Below are 14,009 nucleotides of genomic sequence, written 5' to 3'. Positions count from 1 at the left end.
GCGGTGTGACGGCTTGTTGATTTAATCAGCCGTTTGGCGCGAGCCTACGGGCGCCGTCAGCCCGCAGCATTTTTTTAGCGGTAGGGCGCGAGCCCTCCGGTCTTTCGGGAATGATGAGGGACCGGAGGGCTTGCGCCCTGCCGCTAACACCTCGTCAAACGCAGGGAATAGATGCTTCACAGCGTTGCCCGTCCGGGGTCGTGGAGGGGGGTGGGGGCGTGTTCCGGAGGTGGCGATACCTTGCTCGGTATGCAGGAGCGGGGCATTCGCACACGCACAATGACCTTTGCTGGTGGAGGTCGATCTAACTGGGATGCTAGGCCTTTCACAAGTGTCCTAACTCATGTTGCGACGCGTCAGGGTGAGCTCCGGCCGGTTGGGATAGCGTGGGACGTGGAACTGGCGTTCACATGGTCTCAATCGCTGGCACTCTCGGCCAGCATCCGTTCTAATCGAGTCCCACCACCGGCCCATCTGGTGGGTGACAAAGCTCGTGCGCCCCCGTCTATCCCATTTCCTCCGACTCTGCCAATGGATCGTGATTCATTGAGTGGCCAACCCTTGAGGTCGTAAATGAGGAAACTGGCATTTGTTCTGCTGATTGGCATCTTGCTCTCGGGTTGCAACGGAGGGGACTCCGATCGTTCATCCATACATTCGTCCGAATCACCAGCCGCTGACGCAACCGCGACTGCAGCCGCCAAATCCATCAGCGATGCGGAAATTCGACAACTGATCGAACAATTGGTTTTCAGCCACGATGACGCGAGCAATCAGCCGATCATCAATCCCAACATAAAAGTTGTCGATTCGGAAGGGAATGCTCAACTGATCAATGGTGAATCCGAGGACGCGGAGAGGCGACGCGAGAAATTCAATTCTTGCCAAGAGGCGTTCAACAAACTTTATGAACTGAAAGGAGCTTCCATACCATTCTTGGTCGAGCACCTCGATGACGAACGGCAGTCCATCAATTTTCGAAATCATTACACCGGGAACTCCGTGGGCGATGCTTGCTTTTGGAACATCTATTTCCAACTCCAAGACCGTCCTCGCGACTATTCTCGATACGGCTATAGCCGTAAGGGACGCGATGGAAAGGACCACCCCAAACCCTACTGGGAAGGGACACCTTTTGATGATGCAGGCGGACTCAAAGAATGGCTAGAACAAAACAACGGCCTAAACTACGTAGAAATGCAGATAAAGTGTCTTCAGTGGCTACTCGACCGTGAGAAGGAAATTGGTGCGCCAGATGCCGACAGTTACTTTCTGGACATTTTGCCACTAGAAATCCGTATTCTTGAACGACGTCTCGAAAACGGGGACGATGTCACTGTTGAGTTAGAACGATTGATCAATCTTCGTGACAAAAAACGGGTCGATCAGATTCCTTCCGGATTGTTGCCTGAAAAATGAACCATGGCCACAATCCGATCGATCACTGTTCCTCCGCATGGGCGGATGGATCGCAATGCGTTTGCCGAACTTGCGCCTCAAATGATACGCAAACCATTATTCATAGAAAACAGAGATGACCGATGCGCACGAACGTTTTAGTCCTTGTCGCCGGACTTGCATTTTCTGTTGGACTGTTGCTTGCCCAGGATCCAATCCCGAGAGACGAGATTGGACTATCGATACTTGAAGAACTAAACCGACTTCATGCTGAAAAACTTGCGGACTATGAACTTCTTCTGGAGAAACATGGAGAGGAGCATCCATCCGTTGTTCGTCTGAAATTTGAATTGTCGAATCTTTCTAACATGCAAGAACAGAAACTGAAGCAATTGCCGAGTTGGGCACGCAAGAACGTTTCCGTCATGAATGACGACGAATTGCGGTACATGGTTGGCGTCTTGGTCGAGCGAGTTGCAAAGCTTGAGAGCGAAGTGAAGTCCCTGAAGCACCCTGAGGCAAGAATCGAGTTGCTCAGTGCCGACCCGAGTGACCTTGGGGCGAAGTAATGTTTGGGGGAACAATGAGCAGGACACGGAGGCCTCGACGGTTGATTTGGTAACCGGCTGCCCTTCCGCTCAGCCCCGGTCAATCCCGCCGATGAGCTTTATCGAGTTGTTCTTCGTTTTCTGCTCCTCATTCTTCTGTTTGTGCTCCATCAGACACGCCGGCAGGGCAAGTTCAAGTTACGGTTTCGGCTTGTGTCGTTGTTGGACTGCATCGCGAAAGTCGGGGTCAACGAATGGGTCTTCTGTTTGTGCCTGCCACTGCTGCAGAGCGTGTTGGAGTCGCGATTGGGCGTCAGCAACGTCGGTGTCCCCGGCCAGGTTCTGGAATTCGATCGGATCGTTTTCCAGATCGTACAATTCCCACTCGGGCGGGTTCTTGAGCCTTTCCATTGCCACACGTGCGGGGTGGTCTGTGGGCAGCTTTTGTGCTTCGGCGTAAGCGCGGTCTCCGTCGACCGAATCCGACGCGGTCGTCTCGCCCGCACGTAAATTGTGAATCAACTTGTACCATCCATCGGTGATCGCTCGTCGCGGAAAGAACGGGGTCGCGCCGTGGTAGTGGAACTCGCCGACCAAGGTGCGGCGCCAATCAGCCGCGTCGTTCTGCTGATTCAAGACAGTGCGGAGCGAGTTGCCGTGGCGGTGCGAGGGCAAATCAATGCCGGCCGCGTCCAGGATCGTCGGGTAGATGTCCACGCTGCTGACCAAGCGATCGGAGGCGTGGGGCTGCGAGACGCCGGGCCAGCGGACGAGGAAGGGGACGCGGAGTCCGGATTCATAGCAACTGGTTTTTCCACGCGTGAACGGCGGGCCATGATCGCCGAGAAAAACGATCAGCGTGTTGTTCCAGTTGTCTGTCTGTTGCAGTACGGATTCCAGCATCCCGATCGCCGCATCGATGCGGTGCACGCAGTTGTAATAGCCGGCGATCTTTTTCCGCTGCTCCGATGTGTCGATCTGTTGCCATGGCCAGGGAACGATGTCTTCGGGTGCGAGGATGTTCTTCGGCAGGCCCTTGACCGAGTCGGGGAAGAACTGCGGTCCGCGGCGACCTCCCGGCAGGGGCTTTCTCGCCACGTGCGGATCGAACAGGTTGAACATCAAGAACCACGGTTCGTCACCGGACTGTGTCAGGAACTCGCGAGCGAAATCGATTTGCAGTCGAACGTCTCGGCTGCCGAAACCTTCGCCGTGCCGCATGTCAAACGCGAACGCTTTTTCGGGACCGACGTGCAGTTTGCCGATGATGCCGGTTCGATAACCATGACTCTTGAGGACGTTGGGCAACAACGAGTCGACGAGTGGTTCGTGAACGCGGAAGCCGACGTCGGCGTTCAGCAATCCGTACTGTCCGTTCCCGTGCGGATAGAGTCCGGTAAACATCGATGAGCGTGAAGGGCTGCACGACGCCTGGCTGACGTAAGCGGTCTTGAAGCGAACGGACTGATCGGCCAGTCGGTCGATGTTCGGGGTGTTTGCGATCGGGTCGCCGTAGCACGAAAGCTGCAGCCCCAAGTCGTCGGCCGTGATCAGCAAAACGTTCGGTCGGTCAGCTCCCAAGACTCCAGCTGCGACAGCCAACAGGACGGCGACCGCGCCGAGCCGACGGAATAAGTACAAGTGATGCATTTTCAATCCTCGTCGCGTACCTAAAACGAATTCCAAAGTTCAGCCGCCAATCAGTTTGCGTTCACGAGTCACTTTCGCGTGGTTGCGATCTGTCATGCGTGGCCGGAACGTCTAATGCAGCAGGCCCGTGGCGAGCGCACGATCCACGGACTGTGCCCAGGTAGCGGTCAAACGTTCTTGGCCCAGATGCTCCGTCGCGGATGCGGTGCGGGTCCCATCGGAGGTTGGTTGGTTATCAAGCGGCTGAGCCTGGTGATCTCGACCTGCATCGAGCGTTGGCAGTGCCGATCCCGTTCGGTTGTTCGTTTGAAGGTCTTGCCACCCAGTCGTCTCCGGGCTTGCGTCCCGCTCCTTTGCCGATGGAACCGCGGGGAGGAAACTGTGATCAGTGATCAGGTTGGAGATCAGGCTGGGGGCCGGTGTCACGTGCTCTGATTCTGCAGCACGCTCCCCCTCGGCTTGTCTTGCCACGGCGTTGATCACGACCAACGCGTCGAGTGGAGAGATCCCCAAGTCTCCGTTGGCATCATAGTAGTTGCCGGGCCATTGAGGCAGACTCAGCGGATCGGGCAATGTGGTTCCGGAAGGGTCAACTTGCGTGGCGATCCGGTTGATCACGATCAGTGCGTCAATCGGCGAGGTGGAGCCATCGTTGTCCACATCGGTCGTCGTCACCACATTCTGCCATGGGTTGGGGACATCGATTACGATGGGTGGCGACGACGTCCCGGGAGACACGAGTTGACGATAGAACTTGCCGTCCTGCTCGAAGGTGTCTCCCATTCGCCAAGCCGACCGATCGTTGAACTGCAGTTGCTCTCGTGAGGCAGCGACAATGGTAAGGGGCTGTGCCGCCGAGATGGACGTCAAGTCATCGACGGGCAGACGGAATCTCTCGGAGTCGGTAATGTCCAGCACTTCAATGTTGTTGGTTTGGAAATCACCCGACGCGCCAAAGTCCAAGACCAATGGTTGAAGATTGGCTCGGTCAAGATCATGAAACGCGAGTCGATTGATTTCGTGATTACCCTGAACGGAAATCCTGTCGTTGGGTGGCTGTCCCAGTTCAATCGCCAAGGAGTGGCCAGCTGGGGACAGCGAGACGTCGACTTGCGAGAAGATGCCTTCGGTCTGAAACATCGGCGGTTCCTGATTGTTTCCGACCAGGACGTAGTCGGCGATCAGTCTCAGGTAGCTGTCAGGATGAAACAAGTTGACGACCAGTGGGGCCGGATCGGATTTGGCATCGACCAAATCCAGCCAAAAATCTTCGACTTCTCCATCCGCTGCTGCTCCCGTTGGCGAAGTCTCCCCGGCGGTGCTGAGCCGAACTCGGGCCGCGGTCGGACCCGCGATCGCTCCGGCTGGAATCGTCAGAGGAATGAAGTTGTCGCCGGCGTGGACATCGTGTGCGACCACGACTTCATCGATCCGATCGCCCCAGTCGCCGTCGCGATCGAAGTCGATCCAGATGCTGATTTTTCCTGCTTGTGATGCCGTCACTTGCATGGTCGTCAGAGTGTCTGTCTGCGTGACGAGCAGATTGCTCAACCACCGCACGCCCTGGTTGTCGTCCGGCTCGTCCTGGTCATCATGGTCGGCGGCTGCGGAGGGGAGCCCATCGGAATCGACGTCAACACCTGCGCCCAGGAAGAGTTCGGTGACGTTGTGCCGAGCGCCATTTTGCGACAATGTCACCGGATAAGATTGACCGAGCCCGTCGGGCAATCGTGCTGGGGCATCGCCGAAATCAGCGATGTCGCCTTCGTCGTCGAGAATCTGAACTTCGCCGAATTGATGGAGCTGACTGCTGTAGATGCCATAAGGAGCAAACGAGCCTTGCCGGACGCCGTAGGCGATGCCAGTCTCGGTGGCGCCGACGGCTGTCCAGCTGACATCAAAGTCACTCGGTAGCGATGGGTTGATCCGCGAAGCTTTCGAACGACCGTCGACCGGGACGACAAACAACTCCAGCTTGTCATCGACCAGTTGATCCGCAAAATAGTACAGATCTTGTCCGTCGGTACTGAATAGGAACGGTGCAAAGCGAGGGATCGTTCCTCCGTCAACGAAGTCGCCGTTAAGCTTCTTCGGCGGCTGGGAACCATCCAGTGGGATGCTGAAGAGATCCACGAGGTCGTCTTCCGGATCACGAAAGTCGATGGCCTGGAACACAATGTGTTTTCCGTCCGGTGACGGAGTGATCTTGTCGATGGTTCTGCCTTCGATGGGGTCGAGCAATTTGCGTGGAGGCAAGGAGCCGTCGCTTGGCACCAGGTACGTCGAATACCCGCCCGACTCGTTTTCAAAATCGGAACGAAACAGCACGTTCTCGCCGATCACCCGAAAACCGTGTTCCACCCATTGCGAACCGGTCAATTCCGGATGCAAGATCTTTGGCTCGGCGGAACCGTCGACGGGAACGGTGAACATCTCGTGCGGGGCCACAATTCCCTTGTCCATTCGGTAGACGAGGTGTTTTCCGTCTGAGGAAAACTGATAAGACGAGCTTCCGATGTCAAACGCAACTCGTTTCGATTCCCCTTGACCGTCCAGTCGCGATGTCCAGAGATTGGTGATCCTTGAGGCATTCGGATCTCGTTTTGCGAATGCTAACGTCTGGCCATCGGGGCTGATGGTCCCCGCGAGTCCCCAGGTGCTTCCTGGTACATCGGTGGCAACCTGCATCGGCTCGAACGATCCATCCATCGCAGCGAGATAATGTTGCACGTCGTCCCCGTTGCGGTACTGGAACACGATCGAGTTGCCATCGGGGGTGAAATCGACGGCGCCACTAAAAGGAGGCAAGTTGCTGATCGGGATTGCCGGTGAGGAATCGTCCAGCCGGGCGGAGTACATCATCGATGCATCTTCACCGTCGGGCGTCCAGGTGTACACGAAGCGTTCGCCATCGGGAGCCAAGGTGAAGCTCCCTAGAACCCCCGTGCTGAGATCGCTTGGCACTCGCATCGGATTCATCGATCCGTCGGCGGGGACAATGAAGACGTCCGTTTTTCCATCGGTCTCCAGGTCACCCGAATAGATCAGCCACTGGCCGTCGGCGGAAAATCGGTGTGTCTGGACGGTTTTGAAGAAATCGTCATCGTAGCGTGCCAGCTCGATGGGAGCCCTCGAAGCGTCGGTCGGTACCGAGAGGATCACGTTGGATGTCGAACGTCGGGCACCATAAGCGATCATGGATCCGTCCGGGCTCGTTTCCAACCAACTGACAAACAGATCCCCGGGTGGCGCAAACGTTTGCTGGTCGGCGACCACGCGGCCAACCTCGTCATCGACGATTGAGACTCGCACACCGAAGCTGCGATCTCCGTCACGCAGTGCATTGTCCAGTAAATCGACGTCGACCGATTTGACCGTTTGGCCCGGAGAAAACGTCAGTCGCTGACCCGTCACCGGAACAAAGTCCCGCCCTCCGATCGCGCCGGAGTCGATCGTATCAAAGAGAACCTCCACGGGTTGAATCTGAGCTTCCGCCAACGAGACATTGACGGTCACACGGTCGTCGTTTTCCATCGCATCCGGCGTGGACAGCAACAATTGAGCAAGCAAACGTCGCGGTTCTAGCGATTCAAGCGACAGTGGATGCTGAAACCGAAGGTCCGTGGATGGAGCATTTGGGTTGGCGCGGCGAAAACGCTGTTTGTTGTTCATGCGATAAGAATCGAACACGGAATACGGTAGCTCGGTGAGATAAAGCTTGGCAGTTTAGCATAGTTGGCGTGCACGGAATCTGCTTGCTCTGGACAGCTCCGCAGGCCTAAGATGACTCCTTCGATCAATGATGCCCTGGTAGGAGAGGATGGTTATGCTTCGCTTCCGCACACGTTTGATGCTGCCAGCGGCCTTTGTCGGCTTTGCGATTTGTCTGTGCGTCACACTTCCGGGCATTGCGCTGCTCCGAGCTCAGGATTCGGGGCTCGAAGCCTTTCGAAAGCTGCATGCCGAATTGCGGGAGCGGATGGAGGCGGACTTGCAGGACGCCGTAAAGTTTCTGGATGCCAAGATCGCGGAGAATCCCGATTCCGAGGACCATCATGTCCTGCGCCACAGTCTGGCATCACGGTTTTCCGACCAGCAAGATTATCAGGAAGCGACCGAGCAATTTCGCAAGCTGCTCGACTATTACCTGGAACACGCCGATCAGAGCAAGAACCTGTTCGGTGCCTGGATGACGATCCAAAGTCTCAAGGACGTCGCCGACCAATCCGGCGACGATGAAGCATTGCGGTTGGCCGTCGAAGACTCGTTGAAGGCTTTCAGCGATGCACCGGCGGAATCAAATTTCGATTTACTGTTGCCGCTGTCGCAGTTGATGGTCCTCAAAGCCCAGATGATGGTGGAGGCGGGTGAGGCGACCGCCGCGAAAGAGTTGGTCGAGATGCAAGTCAAGCGTTTGCGCGACATCACTGAGTCCGATCACGCGAACGAAGTGTCGATGACCACGTACGTCGGCATCCTTCGCGAGCTAACCGGCGACGAACGGGGCAATGATCCGTGGCGTGACGGATACATCGAGCAACTGGACGAGGCGGTCGGCATGGCCCTTGAAAACTATCCCGAGTCGATCGCTCTGCAAAACGACTTCGCCGATGTGCAGCTGATGATGATCAGCACCTGGAAACAAGAGGATCCGGCCGCGACCCAAGATCGAATTGAGAAAGTGTCAAAGAGGTTGGCCCGTTTCGCGATCAAGAATCGATCGGTGCAGGCGGCTCTTCGGCGGATCGAGCTTCACCGCGAACGAATGGCGGCTGCCAAGCCGGTGGCATCACTGGTCGGAAAACCCTCGCCCGATTGGGAGGTTGACGCCTGGGTCAACGTCATCGAGTTGGATCAGGAAGCACTCAAGGGCAAGGTCGTGTTGCTCGACTTCTGGGCCATGTGGTGTGGACCGTGCATCGCGACGTTTCCGCATCTGCGCGAGTGGCGCGAGGAATTCGCCGATCGCGGTTTCGAAATCGTCGGTGTCACACAGTACTATAATTTTCGATGGGATGAAGAAGCGAAGCGTGCCTCTCGCGCCACCGAAGACGTCACGCCCGAAGAAGAACGTCAAACGCTCACCCGTTTCTTAGAACATCACGATCTCGAGCATCCCGTTCTGGTGACGCCCGAAGGCAGCGAGATGCCCGGCGATTTTGGCGTCCGCGGCATTCCGCACGTCGTGTTGATCGACCGCCAAGGAGTCGTGCAGCTGGTCAAGACCGGTGCCGGACAAGCAACCGCCGACGCCATCCACGCCAAGATCAGCGAGTTGTTGGGTGACGACGAGGAAAAAGGACAGGAGCAAGACAAGTAGGCGAGTGCCGCTTCCATTTAGCGTTTCCTGACGGCATTCACGGCGGTTCCGGCGACAGGAAATCGATCGCGTGACGGTGCTGAAAGAGATTTTTTGATTTCTCGCGACAGGTGCGAGGGCTCCAGCGCCTTTAGTGACGCCCAGCCAACCATTCCGATGACACTCCGCCTGCCGATAGATCCCATGGTCAAGCCGTTCTGCACTACAATTCAGCTCTTTTTACTCGTCCTGGTGCTCGCTCCATCGCCTCTGATCCGTGGATTCGCCGACGAGGTGGACCCTCAACAGGCGATTTGGGACCAGACACAATCGCTGCTGCAGCGACGAGAGTATTCCTTGGCAATCGACCTGCTCGAAGACGGGTTGGACGACTCCGAACTGTTTCGCTACACGAGTCGGCTTCAGCAGGATCTGGATGCCGTCAAACGACTCCAAAAGCTCTCCGAATCGGTTGACTATGCTGTCCAGCGATTGCCGAAATCCACGCCGTTGACGGTCCTGTCGAGCGATTACCGCTTTGAGCGACCGGTGACAGAGACATCAGGCACAGCGCTTGTATTGACCAATTCACGGGGAGCCGAAGTGACCTATCCGCTCAGTCGACTCGATTCAGCGACTTGGCTTCAGATCGTCAAACCGGAGCTTGAGCGTTGGCCCGACAAGCAGTTTGTGACAGGCCTTTTTTTGGCATTCGACCGATATCCCGACACCCGTCTCGCCCGTGCCGAGTTGAATGCAGCTGCGGCGGACACGGGTCAGAATGTGACGGTTTGGATCAAACGGCTTGAGGATGCCGAACAGGTGCGAAAACAGAAAAGCCGTCCCGGCGGAGTCGAACCGTCGGCAAACGACCTGTTGCTCGGCAAGTGGTCGGTCGCCGTCAAGGGCGGACCACGTCTGGTTTGGGAGTTTCGTCGTGGCGGCTCAGGGACGGTTTATCATAAGGGGCGTCGTCAGCGAGCGACGTGGGAGCAGGAATCCACTGGTGTGTTTCGCTTCACCGGCCAACGTGGACAAACGGCGGTGATCGGCGTGGCCGGTGATCGTCTCTTCGGCAAGTTGACTAACGGCGTTCCGTTTCGCGGCATTCGTCAAGCAGAGTGATCACCCATGACCGACGAATTAATTTTTGCGACCGGAGATCTACAGGTCACACAAGACACTTTGCGAGCCTTTGCGAAAGGACAGTTGGACGAAGCCACGGAGCGAGAAGTCATGCTGTTGCTGGAGGCCCATCCGGAGCTTGCAGCCCAAGTCGCTGCCATCTCCGTCGACTCGGTGATCGCCAAGCTGCGGTCTCATCGACAAGTCGTGTCCAATCAATCCCTGTCGAGCCAGCTTTCCTGTCAAACGCCCGACGAAACGGAGTTGTTAGCCCCGCCACCGGGAGAGGTCTCCGGGATCCCGAGCGAGTTGTCAGCTCTGTCGGATTACACGATGCTTCGGGAAATCGGTCGCGGCGGGATGGGGGTCGTCTATCTCGCCCGGCACGTGCACACCGGCCGTAAAGAAGTGCTAAAGGTCTTGAACGAACGGTTGAATTCCAACAGCGAGGCTCGCAAGCGTTTTGATCAGGAAATCCGATGCATCGCGTCGATGAACCATGAGTCGATTGTTCGCTGCTACACCGTCAAGCACTTCGGCGATGCCGTGGTGCTGTGCATGGAGTACGTCCCGGGAAAGAATCTTCACCAGCTGATTGCAGACAACGGACCGCTACCCATCCAGTTTGCTTGTGGCGTCGCGATCAAAATCTGTCTCGGCCTGCAGCATGCAATGAACAACGGTTTGATTCACCGAGACATCAAGCCATCGAACATCATGATCCACAAGGCTGACGGGAAGATCAAAGCCAAGATTCTTGACTTCGGGCTCGCCCGATTAAGCACGGAGGGTCGTGGCCAAAAACGGAAACCCGACAGTGTCTTAACCGATGACGGAACGCTACTGGGCACGCTCGAATACATTGCTCCGGAACAGTGCCGCGACGCGGCATCGGCGGATATTCGATCGGACATCTATTCACTCGGTTGCAGTCTCTATCACATGTTGGCCGGTCATCCGCCCTTTTCAGGATCCACCGGCGAACTCGTGCTCGCCCATTCTCAGGCGACTCCGCCCGCGATCGATCTCCTTCGGCCCGAGGTTCCGAAACCCTTGGCCGAGATCGTCGCCAAAATGCTCGCCAAAGATCCCGACGAGCGTTATGCCACGCCGCAGCAAGTCGCCGAAGCGCTGAAGCCGTTTGCGGTGAAGTCGGCTTCGACCACCGCTGCTCTGGTTTCTCCCGTCCGGTCCGAAGAATCGATTGACACGGCCGTCGAACAACTCCACCAAGCCGATACGTCGGTCGAACTCAAGCCCGGTGCGGAATCGCAGTCCGACCCGCTGCGGAATCGTCCCCGCGGGAAGCTAAAGGTGGCAGCCGCTCTGTTCATCGCCGCGGTCCTCTATCTGGTCGCTCAACTGATCATCATCACACCGATGGGCACGGTCGTGATCCGCGACCTGCCTGACGGTGCCGTCGTGCTCGTCGATGGCCAGTCGGTGTCGGTCCGCCGTGAGGGCGGCGAGGGAACGATTCGTTTGAAACAGGGCGATCGCTTGATCACGGTCACGCTGACGGGAACGACGCTGCTGAAGACGCGGATTGAAATTCACGCCGGCGACGAGGAAACCCTCAAAGTGGATCAGGAAGTCGCCGAGGTGGAAGTCGCCGCGGCGGTGGAGACAGTCAATGTCCCGCCAGCCCGACTGCCGGATCTGCGAGACAAGCTCCCCTACCAAAGCAGCTTTGCGAATCTGCTGGCCGGAGAAGCAGAGCTCTTGGCCAACTTCGACACCCATGGAGAAAAATACCGAATCGATCCGCAAACCGGCGCTGTCCATTTACTGGGCAGTGACCGTTCGATGGAGATGCTCTCGCTGAAGCGAGACGACTTGAGAAACTTTCATTTAAGAATGGAGATCATGATTCGGTCCACCCATGAATCATCTAATTGGAATCAGCACTTCGTCTTGCGCGCCAGGCGAACTGGTGCGGACACAAACGGATGGCGGGTGATGCTGGGAGGCAATCGTCCGCACTCGGAGGTGTTGCATCAGGTCGCGCCGTTCGGACTGATGGGCATCAAGGTCCGGCCGTTTCCCGGCTATCCCTCAGGAATTATCGGCGTTCCGTTCTTTGACGAAAACCGACTGTCGTTTTACCAGGCGGCTCCCGAATCAAGCTTGAAACGCGACGAGTTTCACACCGTGGAGTACATTCTTCACGGCGCAACGGTCGAGGGTTTCCTTGATGGCCGCTTCGTTTTTTCGGCGAAAGATAAATTAGATCGCGCAGATCGCGGCTCGATCGTGCTGTTCAAGTCTCCCCAGGTATCGGATTCGTTCCGCGAATTCTCGCTGCTCGAGTTGGGCGATGATGCGACGGCCGAGGCATACGCGAAATCCATGGCGTTGGCGTTGGCAAAGGACTAATAGCGGAACGATGCAAGAAACTTCAATCAGCCTGCTGAAGCGGATCGCCGATGAGGGGACCGACGACGACTGGCAACGGCTGCTGGAGATTTATCGGCCGTTCATGTATCAACGCATCTCGACATATCCTTTACTGGTCAGTCAAGCGGAAGATATCGTGCAAGAGGTGCTGATGGTGCTCGTCCGGGAGCTGCCGACATTTCAGCGACAAAGGACGGGGTCTTTTCGCGCGTTCTTGCGAGGGATCGTCTTGAATCAATTGCGGTACGCCATGCGGCGCGTCCAAAAGACACCGCTCGTGGCTGGACAGTATGACAAACTCACCGACCAGATCGAACAGCTTGCCGACCCGAACAGTCAACTCTCGGTGGAGTTCGACAGACAACACGACCAGTCCGTATTTCGTCACGCAGCGAGCATTGTCAGAAACGAAGTGAAGACGAGCACATGGGAAGCGTTCCAAAAACATGCGGTCGAAGGCAGGAATGCGAACGCGGTGGCCGAGGAATTGGGAGTGTCCGTCAACGTCGTCTTGCTGGCCAAAAGTCGGCTGACACGTAGGATTCGCGAGGAGATTCGCGGGCTCGTTGATTAGCGTGTCTCGAGGGGCTCATTTGACACGTAGGCCGGCACCGTGCCAGAGCACGTCCAAGTCGGCCTCGGACCATTGTTCGAGTCCCACCGAGGGGTCGCCGATCAACAGTCCGCCGGTCGGCGCACGGCCGAGTGCCACCACCGAATGGCCCATCCCGGGAATCCAGCCCCATTGTTCGACGTAGCGACGATCATCGACGCCGTAGGGCAATTCGACGGCCAGCAAGACCGGCCAGTCGTCGTCGTTCAGCAGGTCATCGATCGTGCCATCGACGATTTCCAGTTCACGTCCGTTCTTCTCGGCGATCAGCTTCACGCCGCGGTACAGACCCAGCGTCGGTGTACCACTGGAATCGGTCAAGCACAGCGGAATCATTTCGGACTCGCTCACATCGATCCTCTCCGCCCGAAACAACGTTGCCGCGGCAGCCGGGCTGCAAGTCGCCCAAGAGGTTTGCATCGCGACTCCGTTGTTCCAGCGATCGCCGCCAACCGGTGGCGGTCGCAGCGCGATCGACAAAAGCGGCCAGGTGATCGCGGCCAGCGAGCCGGCAGCGAGTAGGACCGACATGATCATCCGCCGCCAAACGGTCATGTTCGGCAATCGCCAAGCCCATCCGGCTGCCAAGGCCGCAAAGATGGCGGCGAGGTTCGTGTAGATGATGGCCGCCGACGAAGAGACAAACCGTGCCCAGAACAATTGCCCCGAAGCATAGAAAAGAAACATCACGGTCGCCAGGACCGCGATCGCGAGACTTGCGGTCGTCCGTTGCCCTTTGTCTGAGTAGACGTACAGACCTGCCAGCAAGCCGATTGCGAGTGAGGCAACGGACATCACCACAATCGCGACGAAGAGATCAGTTGCCATCGGCCCGGTTCGGTAGGTGGAATTCGGTAGAGAAAAAATCGATTCGCAAACTTAAAACAACGAACTGGATCGCGTCGTTTTTTCGTCACGATCCAGTTCGATTCTGTCGTCGCCGTTTGCTCCACAAGCATTGCGAAAGAAAGCTACTTTC

9 protein-coding genes are annotated in these 14,009 nt (G+C 57.0%); 6 read left to right on the top strand and 3 right to left on the bottom strand.

The annotated features are described in order from the left end of the window. Nucleotides 1-573: 573 nt before the first annotated feature. Entirely contained in the window at nt 574-1,419 is an 846-nt protein-coding gene (locus TBK1r_RS23880) for a hypothetical protein (protein ID WP_145216459.1), read from the top strand. Nucleotides 1,420-1,541: 122 nt separating this feature from the next. Continuing rightward, nucleotides 1,542-1,967, top strand: a complete 426-nt coding sequence (locus TBK1r_RS23875; RefSeq protein WP_145216457.1) for a hypothetical protein — start codon at nt 1,542-1,544, stop codon at nt 1,965-1,967. A gap of 177 nt (nt 1,968-2,144) precedes the next feature. On the opposite strand, the gene TBK1r_RS23870 is transcribed toward TBK1r_RS23875, so the two are convergent. Together TBK1r_RS23870 and TBK1r_RS23865 are read right to left on the bottom strand one after the other, a co-directional pair. Further along, nucleotides 2,145-3,596: a sulfatase family protein gene (locus tag TBK1r_RS23870; RefSeq protein ID WP_145216454.1), complete on the bottom strand. Its 1,452-nt coding sequence runs from the start codon at nt 3,594-3,596 to the stop codon at nt 2,145-2,147. A 111-nt stretch (nt 3,597-3,707) separates the two neighbouring features. Beyond that, a complete protein-coding gene (locus TBK1r_RS23865) occupies nt 3,708-7,268 on the bottom strand; it encodes a GEVED domain-containing protein (RefSeq protein WP_145216451.1) in 3,561 nt (1,186 codons plus the stop codon). A gap of 154 nt (nt 7,269-7,422) precedes the next feature. Here TBK1r_RS23865 and TBK1r_RS23860 point away from each other — a divergent pair, with 154 nt between their 5' ends. The 4 genes from TBK1r_RS23860 (at nt 7,423) to TBK1r_RS23845 (ending at nt 12,991) form a co-directional block, all read left to right on the top strand. After that, the gene (locus tag TBK1r_RS23860; RefSeq protein WP_419580332.1) at nt 7,423-8,916 is read left to right on the top strand and encodes a TlpA family protein disulfide reductase; all 1,494 of its coding nucleotides are present in this window, start codon (nt 7,423-7,425) and stop codon (nt 8,914-8,916) included. A 183-nt stretch (nt 8,917-9,099) separates the two neighbouring features. Then, nucleotides 9,100-10,020: a hypothetical protein gene (locus TBK1r_RS23855; protein WP_145216445.1), complete on the top strand. Its 921-nt coding sequence runs from the start codon at nt 9,100-9,102 to the stop codon at nt 10,018-10,020. 6 nt (nt 10,021-10,026) lie between these two features. After that, nucleotides 10,027-12,396: a serine/threonine protein kinase gene (locus TBK1r_RS23850; protein ID WP_145216442.1), complete on the top strand. Its 2,370-nt coding sequence runs from the start codon at nt 10,027-10,029 to the stop codon at nt 12,394-12,396. Between the two features lie 10 nt (nt 12,397-12,406). Beyond that, complete coding sequence (locus TBK1r_RS23845; RefSeq protein ID WP_419580331.1) at nt 12,407-12,991, top strand: RNA polymerase sigma factor; 585 nt, start codon at nt 12,407-12,409, stop codon at nt 12,989-12,991. A gap of 15 nt (nt 12,992-13,006) precedes the next feature. On the opposite strand, the gene TBK1r_RS23840 is transcribed toward TBK1r_RS23845, so the two are convergent. Then, nucleotides 13,007-13,858, bottom strand: a complete 852-nt coding sequence (locus tag TBK1r_RS23840; protein ID WP_145216439.1) for a cysteine peptidase family C39 domain-containing protein — start codon at nt 13,856-13,858, stop codon at nt 13,007-13,009. Nucleotides 13,859-14,009: the final 151 nt, after the last annotated feature.

Origin of the sequence: Stieleria magnilauensis (genome assembly GCA_007753675.1) — a bacterium.
Lineage (GTDB): Bacteria > Planctomycetota > Planctomycetia > Pirellulales > Pirellulaceae > Stieleria > Stieleria magnilauensis.
The sequence above is the reverse complement of the archived record's forward strand: the minus strand, read 5'-3'. Positions and strand labels throughout refer to the sequence as shown.